The following is a 22,886-nucleotide window of genomic DNA, read 5'->3' as shown; positions in this document are numbered from 1 at the left end:
AGCGCCTATATGGCGCTTTTTTTATGTTTTTTAATATATTGGCCAATTGTTTTTAGTAATTTTAACCTCCCGTACTATGCTTTGTGTATACGCAGCAAAATGGACTAGGGCATGGCAAAGTTGGTACTAACGATTGATGACGATTTGTATGTTCATCGAATTATTGAAGAGGCTTTAGCGGGCTTTTGTAAGCTTATTCACGCTAAAGATGGCGAACAAGGACTTAAGCTAGCCAAAAAGCACACGCCCGACATAATTTTACTTGATATAGAAATGCCCGGTAAATCCGGCTACCAAGTATGCCAAGCACTAAAAGAAGATGAGTCAACACACGATATACCCGTTATGTTTTTGTCCTCTAAGGTGGAGCTTAACGATAGAGTAAAAGGCTACAGCGTAGGCGCGTCTGACTACATAATAAAACCCTTCAACACCGAAGAGCTAATGGCACGCATTAAAGTGCTTTATGAGTACCGACAGCAATGTGAAAAGCTAAAATTTGATGTAGCTAAAGCGCAAGATACCGCCGCAATGGCCTTGGCAGAGTCTGGGGATATGGGGCGTATTGTTAGGTTTGTGGGGCAAAGCTATCACTGTCATAACTTTCAGTCATTAAGCGAGCACTTGCTTGCCTTTTTTAGCCCGTTTAATTTAGACGTTGTTATTGTATTTTGGTATCAAGGGGAGAGCTATTTTTATAGTTTAGAAAGTGGCGTATGCCCGCTCGAGCAGGAGCTTTTAGAGCAGCACCGTAATGCCAAGCGGTTTGTTGATATTGGTAGCAGCACCATTATTAACTACCCCAAAATATCTTTATTAATTAAAAATATGCCGGCTGATAATCGTGCTTTATACGGCCGTTATAAAGACTTATTCCCGCACATACTCGAAGTGACAAACGAAAAGGTCGTTGCTATGGAAAGAAACGAAAATAGCTTTGAACAAGCCACCCAAATTAGCACTGCTTTGCAAGATATAGTAAAGCAGCTTACTAGCCAAAATGTTGTACAAAACGACTACACAAGGCAGTTTATAGAGCAGCTTCATGAACTTAACTGTGCAATTAAGCAAACACAAGCACACGCCAATCCTGCCGATTTAACTTTATACATGTCGCAATTAGACGAAACTATGCAGCTGCTAGTAACCGCAAATAGTGATTTAGCGTTTATAAAGTACCAGCTTAAACAAGTGACCGAGAGCCGCAACGAATTATTGTGCAACTTACGCTCTAAAGTAGAGGAAGCCAGCTCACATAGTCTTGCGCATCAAAGCGATATAGAGCTATTTTAGTGCTTTAACGCTTGTTATACTGCAGCTGAAATTTTTCGTCGGAGTGTTTAGTGGTTATTCAGTGTGCTTTTAAAGAGTGTCGCCCATATTTAAATGAGCTAGAAACGCGTTTTAACTTAGCCCAATGGGCGCAAAGTTGTAGCGGCTTTACTCTGCACTACGACGATAAGGGCCTTAGCCTTTTAAAAAGCGATGAGCCTAAACTTGGCGCAATAAACGTAGACTTTGTAACAGGTGCAGTTGCTCACAGGCGTAAGTTTGGCGGCGGCAAAGGCCAATCAATCGCAAAAGCGGTAGGGTTAAATAAAGGCGCAACCCCCGTTGTACTTGATGCCACCGCCGGGCTTGGCCGAGATGGCTTTGTGCTAGCGTCACTTGGTTGTAAAGTTATACTGCATGAGCGCCACCCTGTGGTAGCAGCTTTATTATTTGATGGCTTAAAACGCGCTTACGAAGATGCAGAGATTGGTTCGTGGATGCAGCAAAATATGAGCTTAGTGTTTGGCTCAAGCCACACGTTGTTAGAGCAGTGCGAGAGCATGCCCGATGTAGTGTATTTAGATCCTATGTTTCCACACCGAGAGAAATCAGCGTTAGTTAAAAAAGAAATGCGCGTATTTCAGGCATTAGTAGGCGCAGACACCGACGCAGATGACTTACTTGAATTTGCCTATCCACTTGCCAGTAAGCGTGTGGTAGTTAAACGCCCCGATTACGCTCCATTTTTAAACAATCAAACCCCCAGCATGCAAATTAAAACAAAAAAGAACCGTTTTGATGTGTATGTAAAAGCGGCCATGGTTTAACGGTATTTAGCGTGTTGATCGGCTTTAAGGATCTAGGATCTTAGCGCGCTTTTATGTTAGAATTCGCACAATTTTTTGGCATAGTAAAGTAGCACAGCAATGATCTTAGATGATATTCGCATCGTTTTAGTTAATACCTCACACTCTGGCAACATTGGTTCGGCGGCTCGCGCCATGAAAACCATGGGTTTATCAAAACTGTATTTAGTGGACCCTGCTTGTGAAGTAGACAGCCATGCAAGCGCCTTAGCAGCCGGTGCAACCGATGTTTTAGGCAATGCGGTTATTGTTGATACCGTGGCTGATGCGATTGCCGATTGTGCATTAACTATTGGTACGAGTGCTCGTTCACGCACGCTGTCTTGGCCTATGGTTGAGCCACGTGAGTGCGGTGAAAAGCTAGTTGCTGAGGCTGTAAACGGCCCTGTAGCGCTTGTATTTGGCCGTGAAAACAGCGGATTAACTAACGAAGAACTACAGCTGTGTAATTACCATGTATGTATTCCTGCAAATCCACAGTACAGCTCGCTTAATTTAGCTATGGCGGTACAAACGCTAAGCTACGAAACGCGTATGGCGTTTTTAAATCAGCAGCCAAAGGCTGAGCAAGCAGACGATGAGACTGCTTACCCAAGCTCAAAACAAACAGAGTTATTTTACGATCATTTAGAAGAGACGCTCGATAACACCGGTTTTATTATTAAGCAGCATCCAGGTTTAGTAATGACCAAGCTACGCCGCTTGTTTAACCGTGCACGCCCTGAAGAGGCTGAGCTGAACATACTGCGTGGCATTCTTACCTCAATTAATAAATCTATTCCTAAGTAAGGTATAGCGATTGGTTATAAAAACCTGCGGGTAAATAACGAGCTAATACTTGACTAAAACACTCAAGTAATTACAATACACCTAATACTTGACCAAAAAGGTCAGGTATTAAAAATTTGTTAATAGAACAGTGTTCTTTAATCAAATTTTTATCAAGTGATAATACTTGACTATTTTACTCTGGTAATTAAAATTTGCACTCTTTTGTGCGGGGGGCGTTATGAAGTTAACATCAAAAGGCAGATATGCCGTAACAGCTATGCTGGATGTTGCACTACATGCGAGTGTAGGTCCTGTGGCCCTTGCTGATATTTCACAAAGACAAGAAATTTCTTTGTCTTACCTTGAGCAATTATTTGCCCGTTTACGTAAAAATGGCTTAGTGAGCTCGGTTCGTGGTCCTGGTGGCGGTTATTTGCTAGGCCGAGAAGCCGCGGTTATCTCTGTTGGCGATGTAATTAGCGCCGTAGACGAATCGGTAGATGCAACACGTTGCCAAGGTGCCGATACCGGGTGTCAAAGCGGTATGCGTTGTTTAACTCACAACCTATGGTCTGATTTAAGCGCACGTATCGAAGAGTTTTTAAATAATATTACCTTAGCTGAATTGGTGGAAAAATCAGATGTGAAAGAAATCGCATCTCGCCAAGATAACAGCATCAATAATGCAATTAAGCAGTTGGAAAACATTCAAGTAAGCTGTCAACTATAAAAGTTGACCTGCAGCGGAGAGAGAAATGAAGTTACCGATTTATTTAGATTACGCAGCGACCACGCCTGTTGACGAGCGTGTTGCAAAAGAAATGATGCAATGCCTGACAATGGACGGTAATTTTGGTAATCCTGCGTCACGTTCGCACCGTTTTGGTTGGCAAGCTGAAGAAGTAGTTGACCAAGCGCGTACAGACATTGCCGATTTAATTAATGCTGACCCGCGTGAAATTGTTTTCACATCGGGCGCAACAGAATCAAATAACCTTGCAATTAAAGGTGCAGCGCAGTTTTACAAAAAGAAAGGTAAGCACGTTATTACCGCTAAAACTGAGCACAAAGCAGTAATCGATACGTGTCGTGAACTTGAGCGCCAAGGCTTTGAAGTAACCTACATGGACGTTGAAGAAAACGGCCTATTAGATCTTAAAAAGCTTGAAGAAACTATGCGTGACGACACTATTCTTGTCAGCATTATGCACGTTAATAACGAGCTAGGTGTAATTCAAGATATCAATACTATTGGCGAAATGTGTCGCGAACGTAAAATTATGTTCCACGTAGATGCAGCACAAAGCGCAGGTAAAGTATTAATCGACGTACAACAGCTTAAAGTTGATTTTATGTCGTTCTCAGGCCACAAAGTATATGGCCCTAAAGGTGTTGGCGCACTTTACGTTCGTCGTAAACCACGTGCTCGCCTAGAAGCGCAAATGCACGGTGGCGGCCATGAACGTGGTATGCGTTCAGGTACACTTGCAACTCATCAGCTAGTAGGTATGGGTGCAGCATTTAGAATTGCTAAGCAAGATTTTGAAAAAGATCACGCACACATCAGCGCATTACGTAAACGCCTAATTGACGGCATTATGGCTGATATGGACGAAGTATACTTTAACGGCGCACAAGACCAATCAGTACCAGGTATTGTAAACATCAGCTTCAACTTTGTTGAAGGTGAGTCGTTACTTATGGCAGTAAAAGACATAGCGGTATCATCAGGGTCTGCGTGTACATCGGCAAGCTTAGAGCCTTCATATGTACTACGCGCACTTGGCCGTAACGACGAACTAGCACACAGCTCAATTCGTTTTAGTATTGGCCGTTTTACTACCGAAGAAGAAATTGATTACACCGTTGAATTAATGAAAAACTCTATCGGTCGCCTACGCGAGATGTCTCCTTTATGGGAAATGCATCAAGAAGGTGTTGATTTAGATTCAGTTGAATGGGCTCACCACTAATACGAGTGAGCACCTACCGTAGCAGGTAATGAGGATAGAATTATGGCTTATAGTGATAAAGTAATCGACCACGTAGAAAACCCACGTAATGTTGGTGTTTTAGACAAAAATGATCCGTCAGTGGCAACGGGTATGGTTGGCGCACCAGCATGTGGTGACGTAATGAAATTGCAAATTAAAGTATCGTCTGAAGGCGTTATTGAAGATGCAAAATTTAAAACATACGGTTGCGGCAGTGCAATTGCTTCATCATCACTTGTAACAGAGTGGGTGAAAGGCAAAACACTAGACGAAGCATCAACTATTAAAAACACTGATATCAGTGCAGAGCTTGAATTACCACCAGTGAAAATTCACTGTTCAATTTTAGCTGAAGATGCAATTCAAGCAGCAATTGCTGATTACAAAAGCAAACAAGCGAAGTAAGAGAAATTCATGGCAGTGACATTGACAGATGCGGCAGCAAACCGCGTACAATCATTTTTAGCAAACCGCGGTAAAGGTTTAGGCCTGCGCGTTGGCATTAAAACGACGGGCTGTTCAGGTCTTGCTTATGTACTCGAGTTTGTTGATGAGCTTAACGAAGACGATGAAACCTTTAAAGCTAAAGGCGTTACCTTAATTGTTGACGCTAAAAGCTTGGTTTACATTGACGGCACTGAGCTTGACTACACCAAAGAAGGCTTAAATGAAGGGTTTAAATTTAATAACCCTAACCAAGCTGACGAGTGTGGTTGTGGCGAAAGCTTTACTGTTTAAGCTCAGCTACCTTTGTAGTATTTTTAAGCCCTGCCAGTAATTGTAGGGCTTTGTTATTTGTGAAATTTGTATTTCTAAATTTTATTGGTTGAAGCTATGCGTTACTTTGAGTTATTTGCAATACCAGTTGATTACAACATTGACTTGGCAACAATAAATAAGCATTACCTAGAGCTGCAGCGCGCAGTGCATCCCGATCGCCACGCTAATGCGAGCAGCCGTGATAAGTTAATGGCCGTACAAAGTACCGCTGAAATTAACGATGCGCTACAAACGCTAAAACACCCAGTAAAACGAGCAGAATATATGCTCAGCGAACTAGGTGTTGATATTCGAGCTGAGCAACAAACACTGCAAGATCCAATGTTCTTAATGCAGCAAATGGAACTGCGTGAAGAGCTTGAAGAGCTCGCTTCAGCAAGTAATCCTGAGGCCGCTATCGCCAATTTTGAATCACAAATAAAGCAATTAAAAATCCAATACAGTAATGAACTTGCCGAGCAACTTGCAAGTAACGACGAGGCGCAATATCAACAAGCTGCTGACAACATTCGCAAATTAAAGTTTGTATATAAATTAGAAGACGAACTTGAGCGCATTGAAGACAGTTTATTTGACGATTAATTACTTGCTGTAAAGCGAGCAACACGAGTTTAAAGAGCATTATGGCATTATTGCAAATTGCTGAGCCGGGGCAGAGCGCGGCACCACATGAACACAAATTAGCAATAGGTATTGACCTAGGTACCACTAATTCATTGGTTGCAACGGTACAAAGTGGCGAAGCCCGCACATTAACAGATGACCTTGGTGCAGCCATGTTGCCATCGGTTGTGCGTTACCAAGCTGGCGGCATCACGGTAGGCACCGATGCTGCACAAGCTGCAACACAAGACCCAGCCAATACCCTTATTTCGGTTAAGCGTTTTTTAGGTAAAACCCAAGCCGAAATAGAGCAAAGCTACGGCCAATTACCTTACCAATTTTGTGAAGATAACGGCTCGCTTGCCATTCAAACCGATGCCGGAAAAATCAGCCCTGTTAAAGCCTCTAGCCATATTTTAGCGGCTCTAAAAGCGCGTGCAGAGCAAAGCTTTGGTAATCAAGACATTTTAGGAGCAGTAATTACTGTGCCTGCGTACTTTGATGACGCACAGCGCCAAAGCACTAAAGATGCAGCCGAGCTTGCTGGCATTAACGTATTACGTTTATTAAACGAGCCAACCGCTGCGGCAGTCGCTTACGGGTTAGACTCGGGCCAAGAAGGCATCATTGCTGTTTACGATTTAGGCGGCGGCACTTTTGATATTTCTATACTTCGCTTACACCAAGGTGTGTTTGAAGTAATGGCAACTGGCGGTGATTCGAGCTTAGGTGGCGATGATTTCGATTCGTTATTAGTCGATTACTTTAAACAGCAAACAGGTGTGTCATCATTATCACCTTCAGTTTTACGTTTATTCATCAATAAAGCAAAAGCCTGTAAAGAAGCACTAAGCCAATACGCTAAAGTAAATGTAGTGCTTGAATTTGACGAGCAAAAACACACCGTAGAAGTGACACGTGAAACCTTTGACGAGCTGGCCATGCCACTTGTTAAAAAAACACTTCGTTCGTGTCGTCGTGCAGTAAAAGATGCTGGCATCGAAAATGAAGAAGTGCTGCAAGTTGTAATGGTAGGTGGTTCAACTCGCATGCCACTGGTTCGCAGCCAAGTTGAAGGCTTTTTTGAAAAAGAGCCGCTAACATCAATCGACCCAGATCGTGTTGTTGCATTAGGTGCTGCATTACAAGCTGATGTATTAGTAGGTAACAAGCCCGATTCTGACATGCTATTACTTGATGTATTACCACTGTCGCTTGGCCTTGAAACGATGGGTGGGTTAGTTGAAAAAATAATTCCGCGTAATACCACTATTCCTGTTGCTCGTGCGCAAGAATTTACTACCTTTAAAGACGGCCAAACGGCAATGTCTTTACATGTGCTACAAGGTGAGCGCGAACTGGTTGACGATTGCCGCTCGCTGGCTAAATTTAGCTTAAAAGGCATACCGGCTATGGCAGCAGGCGCTGCACATATTCGAGTTACCTTTAAAGTGGATGCCGATGGCTTGTTAAGTGTATCAGCAATGGAAAAATCAACGGGTGTGCAAGCTGAAATCCAAGTTAAACCATCGTTTGGCTTATCTGATGACCAAGTAGCTAACATGCTTAAAGAGTCAATGAGTAACGCTAAAGACGACATGCAAGCACGTATGCTTAAAGAGCAACAAGTAGAGGCGCTACGTGTTATAGAAGCACTAGAGGCGTCACTTGCTAGCGACGGTGAGTTGCTCGACGATATTCAAATTGCTAATTTAAAAGCTGAAATAAGCGAGCTTGCTAAAGTGCGCGAGACCGCACAGCAACCAGGTGAAATTAAAGCCGCAATTGAAAAAGTAGATAACGCTAGCAGCGATTTTGCCTCGCGCAGAATGGATGCATCAATTAAAAAGGCCCTTACAGGGCAGTCAGTAGACAACGTTTAAAGAGGTTAGAATGCCACAAATTATTTTTCTTCCCCATCCGGAATTATGTCCTGACGGTGCAGCACTTGAAGCGCCTGCGGGCGAAACAGTCCTTGATGTGGCCCTTAAAAACGGCATTAGCATTCCACACGCATGTGAAAAATCGTGTGCATGTACTACATGCCATTTAGTGATCCGCGAAGGCTTTGACTCACTAGATGAAAGCGATGAGCTCGAAGACGACATGCTAGATAAAGCATGGGGCTTAGAGTCAGAATCTCGCTTAGGATGCCAAGCAGTTATTAGAGATGAAGACTTAGTAGTTGAAATACCTAAGTACAATCTCAATATCGTTAATGAAGAGCACTAGTTTTTAATTAACGAGAATTTTTTAAAAGCCGCTGTTTTTTACAGCGGCTTTTTTGTTTAAGAGATTGTATAAGCACGTAGCAGCGACTTTATGTCGCGTTTTTAAATGAATGATCACGTAATCATAATCGCCGGGTAAACCCGCTGCTACATTTACACGGTAGCAGCGACTTTACGTCGCGTTTTTAAATGAATGACCACGTAATCATAATCGCGGGGTAAACCCGCTGCTACATCTTACACCGTAGCAGCGACTTTATGTCGCGTTTTTAAAATAGGCCTAGATCTAAAGTGATCACGTTTTACAGGTCGAATTACAGTCAAGGAATTATCGCTTTTGGCTAAACCCGCTGCTACGCGTTTTACCTAACCCATAAAACTATTTCGGAGGTCTATTTTGAGTAATCTAATTTTTTGTGACTCGTTTATTAATGGTGAATTTTATAAAACCAATAAACGTTTTAGCGTTGACGACCCCGCGACCGAAAAAAGTATTGTTGAAGTAAGTGATATAGACGAGCAAGGCGTTAATAGCGCAATAAAGGCAGCGCAAGGTGCATTTGTTAAGTTAAAATCAACCAATGCTACTGAGCGAAGTGATACGCTAATGCGTTGGTATGAGCTGGTAATAAAACACAAGCAAACGCTTGCTGAGCTAATGACAAAAGAGCAAGGTAAACCGCTTAAAGAGTCGTTAGGTGAAATAGACTATGGCGCTGGGTTTATAAAATGGTTTGCAGAAGAAGCTAAACGCAGTTACGGCGATGTGATCCCCCCAACCGACGATACACATAGATTAACGAGCTTTAAACAACCTGTAGGCGTTGTGGCTGGCATTACTCCTTGGAACTTTCCGGTTGCTATGGTGACACGTAAAGTGGCGCCAGCATACGCTGCAGGCTGTAGCTTTGTGCTAAAACCTTCTGAATATACACCTTTATGTGCTTTGGCATTGGCATACCTTGCCGATCAAGCGGGGTTTGTAAAAGGGGCTTTTAACGTACTGATTTCGCAAGACGCAAAAACAGTCGGACAAATACTTACTGACTCAGAAGTGGTGCGCAAATTTACTTTTACAGGTTCAACAGGCGTAGGCAAGCAGTTACTTTCTCAGTGTGCGGGTACGATTAAACGTACCTCAATGGAACTTGGCGGAAACGCCCCCTTTATTATTTTTGATAATGCCGATATAGACGAAGCAATCGACGGCCTCATGGCGGCTAAGTTTAGAAACAGTGGCCAAGCATGTGTAGCCGCAAACCGGGTTTTTATACAGCGCAGTATTTTAGATGAAGTGCTTAGTAAAATTACGCCTAAAGTAGCCGCATTAAAAGTAGCCAATGGGTTTGAAGAGGACGTAGACATTGGCCCCCTGATTTACCTAAAAGCGAAAGAAAAAGTGCAGCAGCTTGTGCAAGATGCACTTGATAAAGGCGCAGACCTAATAGGGGATAACAGCGACTTAGGCGGCAGCTTTCAAAACCCGCTCATTGTTACTAACGTAACGACCGAAATGGATATATACCACGAAGAAGTATTTGGCCCGGTATTAACGGTTATTCCTTTTGATGAGGAAAGCGAAGTACTTGCCCTTGCTAACGATGTTCCATATGGCTTAGCGGCTTATTTTTATAGTCAAAATATCAAGCAGATTTATCGTATTAGCGAAGGGCTTGAGTTTGGCATGGTTGGTGTTAATGAAGGGGTTATATCTAACCCTGCGGCACCGTTTGGTGGAGTTAAGCAATCAGGCTTAGGCCGAGAAGGCGGCCATCAAGGGCTTGATGAATACCTTGAAGAAAAATATGTGTGTATCAAAGTTTAAAAAATGATGACAACTTAAGCTATGGAAAATTTGGTTTATCCAGCACGGTTTAGGTTACTAATACCAATTTGCTTAATTAAGTGATCAATTTGGGGATGGAAAAACGTGTTGATAGCTAGGCAAAAAATTCGCTATTTAGTTGTTCTCGGCAATCGCGCCTGCATTGCTCTACCTTGTGCATCCATGTAGTCGTAAATGAGCATTTTTTAACGCCGGTAGCGGTACGTTTAGCCCAAAAAAATGATTAAATATTATTGCGAATTGGTATAGGTTTATAACTACAGGTTACCTTTTTATTGCTAGATATAGGCCTTAGTGCTACATTTACGGCATAATTTTTGTTTAAAAATAATCAAAAATAAAAAGAATTTCTACTTGTAGAAATAACCCGTGTGTAAATGCCACCGCAAGGTGGCATTTTTTATAGCTTGAGTAAGTTAAGCTGGCTTATTTTATAGGTGAATAGCCAGGAAGGGTGGTTAAATCAACAAAGTCTAACTGCTCTGCAATTGCGTACTCATTTATGTAGTGCTTATACACTTCACTCTCTACAAATACCGCGAATATATCGGCGTCTAAATGGTTGTTCTCTACCATTTTTCCTAAAATAGCTAAACACTCACTCACTGGCTTTGCTTTTTTATAAGGCCTATCTACTGCTGATAAGGCTTCAAAAATGTCTGCAATGGCCATTAGCCTTGCCGGAATCGACATTTGCTCTTTAGTTAATCCTTGCGGGTAGCCTGTACCATCTAGTTTTTCGTGGTGGCCCAATGCATATTCAGACACATTACTTAAATGTTTAGGGAATGGCAGTGTGTCTAAAATATTTTTAGTCACATCCATATGGCGCTTCATAACATCGCGCTCGCCGAGCGTTAGTGTGCCCCTGCGTATTTGTAAATTCTCTACTTCATCTGCGTTTAGTAACGGGGTATCTTTGCCGTTTATAGTTAAGTGATAATGAGATGCTATGCGGTCAATATTCGCAACATCTTCATCTGATAAAAACTCGCCACCCACATTAACTCTTTGCAAAAACGCGCGATCTAAAGAAAGTTGTTTTAATTCGGTATCGAGTAAGCGCTCAAATTGTAAAACCTCAATTGGCCTATTGAGCTTCATTGCAGAGATAATTTGTTTTTGATAGCTTATTTCTAAATCACGTTTAATAACTTCAAATTTAGCTTCAATGTGTTCAATACGATCAAAAATAGTTTCTAACTTGGTCGACTTTTCCATGATGTGATCGGGGGTCGCTATTTTGCCGCAATCATGAAGCCAGCCTGCTATATCTAGCTCATGGCGGTCTGAATCGCTCATTAAAAAGTTAGCCAAGGGACCACGGTCAATTTTATGCACAGCATCAGCAAGCATTAAAGTAAGCGCAGGAACTCGCTTACAGTGTCCGCCGGTATGAGGGGACTTTTCGTCGATGGCCATAGCAATGGTTTCTACAAATTTAGAAAATAGCTCTTCCATTCCCTTAATAAGGGTAGAGTTTGTCAGTGATATAGCGCCTAACGATGCAAATGATCGTATCAATGTGACAAGTTCGTCACTATAAGTGATTATATTGTCGTGTTGATCTTTTACGTTGATCAGTTGGATCACACCAATAATATCATCGGTATGATCTTTTAGCGGAATCGTTAACATAGATTTAGTACGATATCCCGTACGCGCATCCATATTACGCGCAGCGCTCATATCAAAGGGCAGGGCCGCGTAGACATCCGGAATATTAATAATCTCACCAGAGTTAACCGCATGAGCGACAATAGCTGTTTCGTTTTCTTTTCCATCTATAAACAAATCTATATTAGGAAAGTCAACGGGCTTCCCTGAAGCTCCCCCTAAATAGAGGTCTAAAGATTTATTAATAACCGTTTCAAACTTTAGCTGCTTGTCATCTGTAATAGAGTAAATAGTCCCTGCGTCAGAGTTAGAAATAGACATAACAACTTGTAGAATTTCTTCAAGAAGTTTACTCGCATCCTTTTCTGTTGTTAGCCTAATACTAATATCAATAAAGTGATGAAGATTTGTTCTATCTTTAATGTACTCAGACATATTATTACTACTTTGTTTTGTGAATAAAGGCGCCATTCCAATCCTGTGCTAAAGTTTGCAAATCGGTATTTTTAATTCGGTTAATAAAAATGTGGTAAACGTGGTCAGTCAATAAGCTAGTTTCACTTAGCTCTTCAAATAACGATAGAGCGAGTTGCCAATTTTTATTATTGTAATGCTGCATAGCAGTGAACGACTTTTTAATTTCAAATAGCTGGCTTTCGCTTATATCAGCTATAAAGTTGACAGGCTCATATAGCTCAGTTGCATTTACTTTACCCACTACCTGTACTTTATCAATTAAGCGAAATGCAATATGTGGACAAGCAAGCATTGTCTCTTCTGTAACCAGAATAGCTACCCCGTAAAATTTGGTCAAGCTTTCTACTCTTGAGCCTAAATTAACTGCATCTCCAAGTACTGTATAGGCTTTTCTGTACACCGAGCCCATATCGCCAACATTCATTTCGCCAGTGCTTATACCCACACCAATGCTAATGGGAGGAAGCTGTTGCTCAGCAAATGCTTTATTAAGGCTTGTAAGGCCTGCTACCATGGCCATTGCTGCTTCAACACCGTGTTTTGCGTGGTCGCTATCTTCAAGTGGGGCATTCCAAAAGGCCATAATCATATCGCCTACGTATTTGTCTATTGTGCCGCTGTGATCAAAAATAACTTTTGTAGTCGCCGATAAGTACTGATTTAAATAATCACTTAATTGATTTGCGCTCATTCCTTCCGACAGCGCAGTAAAACTTCTTATATCAGCAAATAATACGGTCATATTTCGTTTTATACTTTGCTGAGTAAGCTGTTTACGTTGGCGAATTAACTGCTCAATATGATCAGGCGGTACATACTGATTAAACATCGATTTAATTTTTCGGCTGTGCTTCATTTCTGCTATAGAGCCAATAAAAACAAAGTAGGCTGCTAATAGGGAAATAAGTAACAGCGGCATAAATAGCGGCAGACTAATTTTTTGTACTGACCATAAATAAAAATTAAGCAATATAACCAGCCCGGCCATACTCACTGAAAGCGTGACAATAAAGCGGGCGCTTTTACGAAAACTTAAAAACGATAAGCAACAGCCCACAAAGGTAATTATTAATAATGTTGCCCCTAAAGCCCATGTGGGTTGAGAAGGTAAAATTTCTGGATGGAGTAGCCCTTCAAAAATATTGGCATGCACTTCTACCCCAGGGTATTGTAAACCCACTGGTGTTGCTCTTAAATCAGCTAAACCAATTGCGGATGTACCAATAAATGCTACGCTGCCTTCTAATTGCTGCTCGGCAACTTTTTTGGTTAATACATCTGTGGCAGAGTAATATTGAAAACTTTTAGCACGGCCTTTGTACGGGATATAAATTTGGCCGTACTCATCTGTTTGAATCCAATGCTCATGAAATTTAACCCCTTCAAAAAAAGTCAGGTCGCCTTGGGCACTCGCGCGTGTTTCAACACTGTCCGCTAAGGTATATAAACGTGCTGCCTCAAGTGCTAAAGAAGGGTAGAGCTTAGCACCGACTCTATTAACCAGTGCCGCTTTACGGATAAATCCGTCGTTTTCGCTGTGAGCATTGATAAATCCGTTGCCCGTAGCACTATTTTGCAGCATAGGTATATTAACAGTAGCGCCTAAAAACTGGGTTACTTGGGAGTTACTTTGCTCGCTCTTAGGCCATAGTACGCTTGTCTCTGGCAACGGGTTACGCTGTTTGTAGGTATCGTTGTTTAATAAAAAACCCAATACGGTATCGTTACTATTGAGTGCTTTAGCAAAGGTGGTATCAGCATCTACCTGATGTTTAATATCATTTAAAGCTACTTTGTATGCACTTAATAAATCAGGGGCTCTAGATTGAATTTGGTTAACAGGGTTTGTTTCCGGTTCAGAAAAAAATATATCAAATGCAATAACTACAACACCGGCCTCTGTGAGTTTATTTACCAGGTCAGCCATTTTTGCCCGGCTCCACGGGAAACGCCCTTGCTCTTGCATCGTTTTTTCATCTATGTCGATAATAACAACGGTTTCGTCGAGCTGACGGGGAGTATCGGGTAAAGTTAGCAATAGCCTAGAGTCGTAAATAATACCTTCGACCCTATTGAGCAGCTTGGCTAATGCGCCACTAGAGAATAATTCTACAGCAGCTATAAGCAGCGTAATGGCTAAGCCTACAAATATGTGGCGATAAATTTTAGGAATATAAACGCGAGAAATAACTATTAATCCTTACTTGGCGTAAACTCAAACGTTCGGCCTTCTCTGGCACATTCAATATTAATATGCTCGCCATAATTTGCCTGTAAATGTGTTTCTATTGCGAGTAGCTCGTCATCGGTTCTTGTTGGGTCGTGGCTTATAATCGCTAAATTTTTAATACACGATTGCATTGCTAATTCAGCTACTTGCTTAAATGTACTATGCCCCCAACCGTGCTTAAGCGTGAGCTCTTCGGTAGTAAATTGTGCATCATGAATTAATAAGTCAGCATCTTTAATAAAATCAGCCCACTGGGTAACTGTGGTTTTAACAACACCGGGTGGGGCCAATTCGTTATCTGTTATATAAGCAATTTTTTTGCCTTCAGCATGCACACAATACGCTGTACCACCGCCTGGGTGATTTAACGGCGCGGTAAATACGTTAAAACTATTTAGAGTAAAGTTTTTTTGAGTAGCAAGCTGAGTGTTTAATGTAATGTTTGCAGGTAAGTGTTGGTAGCTAACCGGAAAAAAAGAGCCAGACATTTGCATTAAAATCGCATTTTTAGTTTGCTCGTCTTCAACATCACCTACAACAATGGTTATATCACGATCGGCTTGGTAAATAGGCTTAAAAAAAGGAAAGCCTTGAATATGATCCCAATGATTATGCGTTAATAAAATTGCAATGGGGGTCGTGTGCTCTATGAGCTTTTCACCTAACTGTGCAATGCCCGTTCCTGAGTCGAGAATCAGGCTTTTGCCATTTGTTTGCTCAACATACACACATGAGGTGTTACCACCAAATAGGTGCGTATGCTCACCCGGAGATGGCATTGAGCCTCTTACGCCATAAAATTTAACTTTCATAATTTAGGGCTTAACTCCATCAGGGTAAAAGTTAAACTTAGATAAACTGACATTATTAGAGGCATTATCAAAGCATGTACTGCTAAGTACCACTTGGGTATCTGTTTGTAAAAGCATTGATGTAAACTGATGTGTGCCATCGCATTGATTAGCCTGATAATAACCAAGCGTATTTTCTCCAAATAAGGTGTCGATAGTGCCATTAGCTAATATACGGCCAATCACCCCTTTAGAATCACTCATGCCTGATAAAATTATATTACCTGTAGTATCAATCGCCGCATCGGTAACTTTAGTATCAGAACTTGGTGCTAATTGATATTGCCCCACACCACTAGTGGCAAAGCTTGTATCTTCAGTTCCATCTGGTTGTAACTTGATGATCACCGCTTGGTTTGGCGTAGTGCCTTCATTAGCAACTAAATAGAGATTTGCCGCGCTATCGGCGAGTATTTTTGCTGCTCTATTACTAATATCTGTCGAAGAGCGGCTATCTGTATAGCTAAATAGCGCGTTAGCATCGTCGTCTATTTTCAACATTATTAATTGCGAGTCACTGCCAGATACTTGCTTGCCTGCAATATATATATCTTTATTTGCATCTATATAGAGTGTTTCAAAAAACTCATCTACGCTGCCGTAGTAAGCACCGCTTGTAGCAAAGCTATTTTCTAAATTACCATCGCTTTTTAACATCGTTGCAAACGATCTTGTTACGCTTAAAGCATTAGTCGAAGATCCTACAGCAACAATATAGCCGCTGCTATCTACTGCAACATCTGCAAAGTTAATATTGATATTTAATATATCTACAGTGGTATAAATACCTTCGGTGGCAAAGCTTTCATCTAGGTAACCGTCCTGGTCTATTTTTGCTATAAAGCCTTCTTCGTTTAAACCGTTTATGAGTGTACCCGCAATAATGATGCTGCCATCGCTAAGCTCTTTTAAAGTAATGGTTTTAAAGGCAACATTAATATTTAGGGCTTTACTACCATCAAGGCTAAAGCTGGTATCAATAATGCCTGCACTGGTATAGCGAGTGAGCACTAGCTTATTATTAGTATTAAGTTGTGCAATAGAGGCACTTAAAAACTTATTGGCTTGCACGCCGTTTTGTAGCTGCAATACATTCATTGATAAGTCGTCTGAGCTAACACTTAAGTCATTTATACTTGTATAGCCATTTATTGCAAAGTCGGTGTTTAAATTTGCATCACTCGTTATTGACGTTACAAAAGGCTCATTAGATGAATCGTTAAATCTGCCTGATAGCCACAGAGTGTCATTTACATCAATAGTTGATGCATTAGCAGATTGATGACTGATAACGTTAGAGACGATGTTTATGCCTGCATTGCCGTAGCTGGTGTCAAGCGCGCCATCAGATATAGATACTCGCGCCGAAAATAGTTGCTCGTTTTGGGTATCACCAGAGGCTTCCACACCAGTAGTACCTGAGAGAATTAGTTGATTACTCATAGGGGCGTATTGCACACCCGTTATTTGTGCGCCGCCATTAGCAGAGCCCGAGTTTCCATCAATATTATAAATTGTAATTTCTTCTTCAATATCATCATCGTCAATATCGCCTAAGTGGTCGACTGAAATCAAAACTGCTTCTTTTTCACCTGATGGACGAGTAATATAACCTCCTAAATAAGCAGTAAAATTAATCGCGTCTATGCCACCAATAGCAAATAGCTCATCGTCCCCTTCTTCATCCGATAAATCTAATATAAGCGCTTCGCCAGAGTTAAAACTTCCTCGATTGTTGCCATCCGGAATAAGGTATCTGATAGTTGCATCTAAATCACCTTCTTCACCTATGGCGCTGCCCACTACAAGTAAATCAGAGTTACCAAAGTTTTTAATAGCGTGAGATTCATCATCCAGGTTCTGGCCACTTACATCCACTATACCTGGGCTGCCTGATTCATAAGCGAGGGACGATACATCAAATTTAAGAAATAAACTGTCTTTGTCTGAGCCACTTACCGAGTAGCCAACGCCTTGTATTTTATTATCGGTGAACTCAAGGTCGTTTATTACAGATTCACTAGCCAGTGTTGTACATTTAGTACCGCTGTTAGCGTCACCAGAGTTAGTACTTATAATGCCTGTAGCACTCATTTTTAATAAACATGCTTCAGTTTCTGAGCCATTAAAGCTTGAATAACCTATAAACAGCTCACCATTACCAGAGATGATAGCAGTGCCTTTTTCATCTTCACCTAGGTCAATTGTTATAAAGCCATTGCCATTAAATGCTGTGTTTACATTGCCGGCATTTGTATATGAAGCAACAATAATATCTGCGTCTGAGTTGTTATTGTATCCAACAAAATAAAGGTTAGTGTTAAGCTCAATACTGTCGTTAAATTCACCGTCAGAAAAAACACGCGTAAGGTCTATTTGCCCATTAATTGGCCGCCCAAATGTATCATCTTCCACTGGAATTAGCGGGTCGTTTTCGCGAATAATGTTTACAGTAACGGTTATTGTCGTGGTTTCATTTGGAGAACCATCATCAGTAATATTAATATCTATAGTATGTTGCGTAGCCGTTTCATAATTGAAAGGGCTTGTACCATTTGCGCTTAATTGTCCGCTAATGCTATCGATACTAAATAGCGTTGTTTGGCCGCCGCTTAGGCTAAAAGTGAGGGTGTTATTTTCAATATCAGACGCTGTTACAGTACCAATTGTTTCTCCATCTGTGGCATTTTCACCAATAGCAAAGGTTTGGTTTACTGCCGTTGGAGCATCGTTAATTGGTACAATTGTAATGGTTAAATTACCTTGCACCTCATCAGTACCATCACTTAATGTGTAGGTGATTGTTGCTGTGCTTTCGTTGTTTAAGGCGGGGGTATATTTAATCTCATTATTTTCAAGGCTCGCTGTACCAATATCCGCTGTAACAGCTGTTATAGCTAGGGTATCGGTTGCATCTGCATCGGTGTCGTTGCTTATAACGTCAATGGTTGTTTCGGGAGCATCTTCATCGATTGTTGCTGTATCAGGTTGCGCTACAGGCGCATCATTTACCGGGGTTACATTAATGGTTAGTGTTCCCGCAGCAGTGTCTGTACCATCGCTTAGGATATAATTTACGATTACTTGGCCATTAAAGTCGGCTTCTGGCGTGTAAACAACGTTAGCACCAGAGCTAGAAATAGCGCCAACATCAGCATTTACAGAAGTAATAGAAAGAGTATCGTTTTCTATATCAGTATCGTTGCTCAGCACATTTATATTTGTTGCTGCGGCATCTTCTAAAATAGTGGCAGTATCAGGGTTTGCTACAGGGACATCGTTCACAGGTGTAATTGTTACTGTAAGCGTACCTGTAGCACTTTGCGTACCGTCACTAATAGTGTAGGTAACGCGGGCAGTGCCATTATCGTTTGCTTCAGGTGTATATTGAATTTGATTATTAGCAATAGAGACATTACCAACATCACTTACTACTGAACTAATTGTTAAGTTATCGCCATCTAAATCAGTATCATTACTTAGTACATTTATTAAAGTTGCCTGTGCATCCTCAGCAATTGTAATATTATCGGAATTTGCCACGGGTGCATTGTTAGTCGGAGATATAGTTATTTGTAAATTGGCGCTGGCACTCGCTCCATTACCATCTGATACTGTATAAGAGACAATGGCAACTCCATTACTGTGAGGGGGGGGGCTATACTGAATTTTATTATCAACAATGCTGGCTGAGCCAAATTCGGTGCCTACAGTTGTTATAGTTAAATTATCACTGTCTATATCAGTGTCGTTGGCAAGCACATCAACTAAAATTGGCGATGCATCTTCTTGCATTGCGGCGCTATCAGCCACTGCAATGGGGGCATCGTTAACCGGTATAATAATGAGGGTGGCTATTGCGCTGCTTTGAGCTGGCGTGCCATCTGCAATGCCATCAGAAATCGTATAGTTTAGGGCTACTTCACCAAAGTAATTGGGCTCAGGTGTATACTCAATTCTATTGTTTACAATGCGTGCACTGCCGATTGTATTTGTAACATTAGTCAGGGTAAGTGTATCGCCGTTGGCATCGGTATCGTTTTCTAATACGTTTAGCGAAGTAGCTGGGCTGTCTTCTAATATCGTATATTCATCATCATTAGCTTCAGCAGGGGAGTTAGAGCCTGTTTTACTTAATACAACTTGTGCTTTGGATGTTAGCCCTTGTTCATTTGAAACTGAATAAGTAAAACTATCAACATCTAATGCATCTGAATCGGGTTGATAGGAAAATGACCCATCAACGTTAAGTGTCAAAGTACCGCTTTGTACGTTAACTACGGGAGTGGTGTTAACGGTGAGATTACCTGGCTCTATGTTTACATCGTTTTTAAGTAAGCCATTTTCAGCTGAAATAACCAGTGTTTGATTATACTGAAATTGGTATTCATCATTTTGAGCATTAGGGGTATCAGGCGTGCTATTTATTGTGAGTGTTACCGTTGCAGTGGCAGTGGCACCGAAAGTGTCGATCACTTGGTATTGAAATTCATCGATACCGTAGTAGTTAGCATCAGGAATATATGAAAAACTACCATCGGTAGCTAATTGCAATTGCCCATGGGCAGGTGAAATAAGATAAGTATCATCAATGATGAAAGTATCATTATTAGGGTCTGTGTCGTTAGCAAGTAAACCCTGGCTTGCATCAACTACAAGTGTGGTATCTTCATCTACACTATAGCTATCGTTTGCAGCAGTAGGCGGGCTATTTTGATCCAGTGCATTAATTGTAACACTTGCAATAGCCTCAGCACCTTGAGCATCAAAAATACGGTACTGAAAACTATCAGTGCCTTGCATATTTGCACTACCTACATATTCAAAGCTGCCATCAGCAACAAGTGTGAGAGTACCCTTACTTGGTAGGTTAACAGGCGTTGTATCTAGAGTGAGTAGATCTTGGTCTATATCGCTGTCGTTATTTAATAAGCCGGGGGCGCCAACTAATAACGTTCCGTCAGCACTTATGTTGTATGTGTTATTAAGGGCTATGGGGGCATCGTTTACAGCGTTAATCGTAATTTCTACAATGCCGGTATCTGTCATCCCAAGTTCATTAATTACTTGGTAACTAAATGCATCAATGCCGTTAAAGTTAGCTCGTGGCGTATAAGTAAAATCACCGCTTTCGCTGAGTGAAATACTGCCATGCTGAGGGGTAACTAAAGGGGTTGCGTTTATATATAGCTCCCCTTGGTACTCATCAGTGTCGTTAGTTAAAACGTTGCCTTGTAAGGCTTGATCTTCATTAACTAAAAATTGATCGTTTACCGCTTTTGGCGCAAAGTTTAGCTCTCCTCCTTGCGGTGCTACGTTAATTAATTCTGCAAAGCCACTTTCACCACTGCCATCTACACCAGTTATTAAAGCTTGATAGCTTTTATCAGCTAATAGGTTGTCTACACTAAAACTAGAGCCTGATACGCTTAAAAACTGCTGGCCATTTTCTAGCGTATTTATATTGCTGGTGGTAATGCCAGCTTCGGTTGCTAAGTAAATATTGTAGCGGTTTAAGTTTTCGTTTTCTTGCCACGCTAAATTAATCGTTTGTCCGTCTCGCTGTGCTGTTGTGCCTTCTATTTGGTAGGGTTGCCAATTAGCCGTCACTGCGTCTGCAAGTACCTGGTTGTTAAGGCTATCGGTGACCCATATCTCTAAACGCAGATCACCAGGATCAACGCCATAAAAGTAAGGGCTCAACCCTATAACCGACTGCTCAAAATCTGTTCCACATGCTTGTGTGCAAAGTGCTAGGCTTTTATTTACACTCGGCAGTACTAAATTTACTGCGCTAATGCCATCGGGATCAGATACGCTAAGTAAAAAAGTGATATTGCCTTGTATAACTTCATTAGTTTGCGAAAGAGTTATTGTAGCTTGAGAGTTTGCAACCGTTGTGCCTACAACCCCTCTGCTAGAGGCCACAGCACCCGACACCTGTGTTTTAGTAACAACAGAGTCACCCGTTATACCTGTAAGGTTTATCGGTGTAGCAGAAGGGGTGGGTGTAACTTGTTCTACAGGTAGCTGTTCTGAGTCTTGTTGAGCTGTCTCATCGGAGCCTCCACACGCACTAAGCAAAAAAACCATTGAACCGAGCAAAAAGAGGTTCTTTGCTGTCATTCTACATACTCCAATAAAAAGCTTTATATTCAAGTTAGTTAACCTGAATAATAGTTAAGAAAATTATTACCCACAGTGCAGGTTACTTAAGGTTCTAATCTAAAGTCGCCACCGGCATTTACAGCAGGGTTATTAATTTCACTAAGGCTAAAATCACCCGTGATGGTATCTATGTCATTTAAAAACACAGCATCAATTTGGCCAGTTGCTTTATTGTTGTTATGAGAAGCAAATGTAATGGCTAAATCTAGTTTGGTTAAATCAATTAAGCCGCTGTAAGCTGCGTACCAGTTACCGCCAGCATCATTAAAGCTAATTTCACCATCGGGAACTGTGCCGTTGTCAAAATCTACCGACATAGACATAGAAAAATCACTGACTTCTCCTAGACTCGACGACACATCAAAGCTGGTTGCTTGGTAATTAAAAACACCTTGGCGCTGCGCGATTTGGTCAATTAAGGTTGCATCATTTACCGCCTGAAATTGCTGCTGAGCATAAACATCAGTTATTGATATATCGGCATCTGTCGTTTTTTCTGAAGTATTGTTTTGTACTATTGATTGCTGCTCTGTTGGTTGCTCAACACTTGTGTCATCACTAATAGTCGCTATGGTTTGGGTAAAAACAGCAGGTGCCTGAGTTGTTTTAATCACGCGCCCTAATGAAGTAACCTGCGCAAAAGAAAAAGGCTCATTACTGCCAAGGGATACAACACTTTGATCTTCTAGTGTTAAATCTATTGCGCCATCCCAAACAGCTACATACATATCACCATCTATAAGCTGTAGTTCAAAATGGGTACCGCGAATACCAATTGATCCAACTGGTGTTTTAACACTGTACGCGCCACCATTTTTTTTAATAACACCCGAAATAGAGCGCAGCCCGCCTTTTATTAGCTCAATAGAGGCAGAGCCTTGCTGAGTCGTTGTATTAAATTCATAGTTAGCAATATTTAGCTCAGAGTTTTCTTTTAATGCTATTAAGCCGCCATCAGACATTGAAAATTGCGCTTTGCTTTTTTCGCCAGTCGTTATTTTATCAACGCCATATACCGTGTCGCGTCGCTTAAGTGTTCGTTGTTGGGCGGATTCGGCATCTGTAGCAAGTACAGCGCCCCGAGCTAAAATAGTTTTTCCTGCAACAGTTGTGCTCGCTTGAGAATAAAAACTCACACAAAGTAAGGTGGTTAATACCTGAATTAAATGTTTCATAAGTA

At 41.3% G+C, this 22,886-nt stretch carries 16 protein-coding genes; 11 read left to right on the top strand and 5 right to left on the bottom strand.

What is annotated here, in order from left to right:
• Positions 1–111: 111 nt before the first annotated feature.
• From MTF64_RS12840 to MTF64_RS12790, 11 genes are all read left to right on the top strand, one after another.
• Positions 112–1,293 carry a response regulator gene (locus MTF64_RS12840; RefSeq protein ID WP_248451629.1) on the top strand — a complete coding sequence of 394 codons (1,182 nt, stop codon included), beginning with the start codon at positions 112–114 and terminating at the stop codon, positions 1,291–1,293.
• 50 nt (positions 1,294–1,343) lie between these two features.
• The gene (locus MTF64_RS12835; protein WP_004585768.1) at positions 1,344–2,099 is read left to right on the top strand and encodes a class I SAM-dependent methyltransferase; all 756 of its coding nucleotides are present in this window, start codon (positions 1,344–1,346) and stop codon (positions 2,097–2,099) included.
• Positions 2,100–2,198: 99 nt separating this feature from the next.
• On the top strand, positions 2,199–2,927 hold the full coding sequence (gene trmJ, locus MTF64_RS12830) for a tRNA (cytosine(32)/uridine(32)-2'-O)-methyltransferase TrmJ (RefSeq protein ID WP_024032480.1): 729 nt from the start codon (positions 2,199–2,201) through the stop codon (positions 2,925–2,927).
• A gap of 220 nt (positions 2,928–3,147) precedes the next feature.
• A complete protein-coding gene (gene iscR, locus MTF64_RS12825; protein WP_004585770.1) occupies positions 3,148–3,639 on the top strand; it encodes a Fe-S cluster assembly transcriptional regulator IscR in 492 nt (163 codons plus the stop codon).
• Positions 3,640–3,664: 25 nt separating this feature from the next.
• Positions 3,665–4,882 carry an IscS subfamily cysteine desulfurase gene (locus MTF64_RS12820; protein WP_004585771.1) on the top strand — a complete coding sequence of 406 codons (1,218 nt, stop codon included), beginning with the start codon at positions 3,665–3,667 and terminating at the stop codon, positions 4,880–4,882.
• A 42-nt stretch (positions 4,883–4,924) separates the two neighbouring features.
• Positions 4,925–5,308: a Fe-S cluster assembly scaffold IscU gene (iscU, locus tag MTF64_RS12815; protein WP_004585772.1), complete on the top strand. Its 384-nt coding sequence runs from the start codon at positions 4,925–4,927 to the stop codon at positions 5,306–5,308.
• A gap of 9 nt (positions 5,309–5,317) precedes the next feature.
• Positions 5,318–5,641 carry an iron-sulfur cluster assembly protein IscA gene (iscA, locus tag MTF64_RS12810; protein ID WP_004585773.1) on the top strand — a complete coding sequence of 108 codons (324 nt, stop codon included), beginning with the start codon at positions 5,318–5,320 and terminating at the stop codon, positions 5,639–5,641.
• 96 nt (positions 5,642–5,737) lie between these two features.
• The gene (gene hscB, locus MTF64_RS12805) at positions 5,738–6,265 is read left to right on the top strand and encodes a co-chaperone HscB (protein WP_004585774.1); all 528 of its coding nucleotides are present in this window, start codon (positions 5,738–5,740) and stop codon (positions 6,263–6,265) included.
• 41 nt (positions 6,266–6,306) lie between these two features.
• On the top strand, positions 6,307–8,169 hold the full coding sequence (gene hscA / locus MTF64_RS12800; protein WP_248451627.1) for a Fe-S protein assembly chaperone HscA: 1,863 nt from the start codon (positions 6,307–6,309) through the stop codon (positions 8,167–8,169).
• A 10-nt stretch (positions 8,170–8,179) separates the two neighbouring features.
• Positions 8,180–8,518, top strand: coding sequence for an ISC system 2Fe-2S type ferredoxin (gene fdx, locus MTF64_RS12795; RefSeq protein WP_004585776.1), 339 nt, complete (start codon positions 8,180–8,182; stop codon positions 8,516–8,518).
• A gap of 396 nt (positions 8,519–8,914) precedes the next feature.
• Complete coding sequence (locus MTF64_RS12790; RefSeq protein WP_248451626.1) at positions 8,915–10,342, top strand: NAD-dependent succinate-semialdehyde dehydrogenase; 1,428 nt, start codon at positions 8,915–8,917, stop codon at positions 10,340–10,342.
• 447 nt (positions 10,343–10,789) lie between these two features.
• Here MTF64_RS12790 and MTF64_RS12785 read toward each other — a convergent pair whose 3' ends face one another.
• From MTF64_RS12785 to MTF64_RS12765, 5 genes are all read right to left on the bottom strand, one after another.
• Positions 10,790–12,451, bottom strand: coding sequence for an HD family phosphohydrolase (locus MTF64_RS12785; protein ID WP_248451625.1), 1,662 nt, complete (start codon positions 12,449–12,451; stop codon positions 10,790–10,792).
• Positions 12,423–14,591, bottom strand: a complete 2,169-nt coding sequence (locus MTF64_RS12780; RefSeq protein WP_248451660.1) for an adenylate/guanylate cyclase domain-containing protein — start codon at positions 14,589–14,591, stop codon at positions 12,423–12,425. The genes MTF64_RS12785 and MTF64_RS12780 overlap by 29 nt, the downstream gene beginning before the upstream one ends.
• A 59-nt stretch (positions 14,592–14,650) precedes the next feature.
• Positions 14,651–15,499 (bottom strand): MBL fold metallo-hydrolase, encoded by an 849-nt coding sequence (locus MTF64_RS12775; protein ID WP_096739013.1) that lies wholly within the window; start codon positions 15,497–15,499, stop codon positions 14,651–14,653.
• A 3-nt stretch (positions 15,500–15,502) separates the two neighbouring features.
• Positions 15,503–21,664, bottom strand: coding sequence for an Ig-like domain-containing protein (locus tag MTF64_RS12770; protein ID WP_248451624.1), 6,162 nt, complete (start codon positions 21,662–21,664; stop codon positions 15,503–15,505).
• A gap of 86 nt (positions 21,665–21,750) precedes the next feature.
• A complete protein-coding gene (locus tag MTF64_RS12765) occupies positions 21,751–22,881 on the bottom strand; it encodes a FecR family protein (protein WP_248451623.1) in 1,131 nt (376 codons plus the stop codon).
• Between the last annotated feature and the right edge of the window lie 5 nt (positions 22,882–22,886).

Source organism: Pseudoalteromonas sp. 2CM41L (assembly GCF_023161905.1).
Classification (GTDB): Bacteria; Pseudomonadota; Gammaproteobacteria; order Enterobacterales; family Alteromonadaceae; genus Pseudoalteromonas; species Pseudoalteromonas atlantica.
The sequence above is the reverse complement of the archived record's forward strand: the minus strand, read 5'-3'. Positions and strand labels throughout refer to the sequence as shown.

Bases quoted from the DNA above. Each gene is read 5' to 3' on its own strand.
- MTF64_RS12770 (WP_248451624.1), bottom strand. From the start codon at position 21,664: ATGACAGCAAAGAACCTCTTTTTGCTCGGTTCAATGGTTTTTTTGCTT.
- fdx (WP_004585776.1), top strand. From the start codon at position 8,180: ATGCCACAAATTATTTTTCTTCCCCATCCGGAATTATGTCCTGACGGT.
- trmJ (WP_024032480.1), top strand. From the start codon at position 2,199: ATGATCTTAGATGATATTCGCATCGTTTTAGTTAATACCTCACACTCT.
- hscB (WP_004585774.1), top strand. From the start codon at position 5,738: ATGCGTTACTTTGAGTTATTTGCAATACCAGTTGATTACAACATTGAC.
- iscA (WP_004585773.1), top strand. From the start codon at position 5,318: ATGGCAGTGACATTGACAGATGCGGCAGCAAACCGCGTACAATCATTT.
- MTF64_RS12765 (WP_248451623.1), bottom strand. From the start codon at position 22,881: ATGAAACATTTAATTCAGGTATTAACCACCTTACTTTGTGTGAGTTTT.
- MTF64_RS12775 (WP_096739013.1), bottom strand. From the start codon at position 15,499: ATGAAAGTTAAATTTTATGGCGTAAGAGGCTCAATGCCATCTCCGGGT.
- iscU (WP_004585772.1), top strand. From the start codon at position 4,925: ATGGCTTATAGTGATAAAGTAATCGACCACGTAGAAAACCCACGTAAT.
- MTF64_RS12820 (WP_004585771.1), top strand. From the start codon at position 3,665: ATGAAGTTACCGATTTATTTAGATTACGCAGCGACCACGCCTGTTGAC.
- iscR (WP_004585770.1), top strand. From the start codon at position 3,148: ATGAAGTTAACATCAAAAGGCAGATATGCCGTAACAGCTATGCTGGAT.
- hscA (WP_248451627.1), top strand. From the start codon at position 6,307: ATGGCATTATTGCAAATTGCTGAGCCGGGGCAGAGCGCGGCACCACAT.
- MTF64_RS12785 (WP_248451625.1), bottom strand. From the start codon at position 12,451: ATGGCGCCTTTATTCACAAAACAAAGTAGTAATAATATGTCTGAGTAC.
- MTF64_RS12840 (WP_248451629.1), top strand. From the start codon at position 112: ATGGCAAAGTTGGTACTAACGATTGATGACGATTTGTATGTTCATCGA.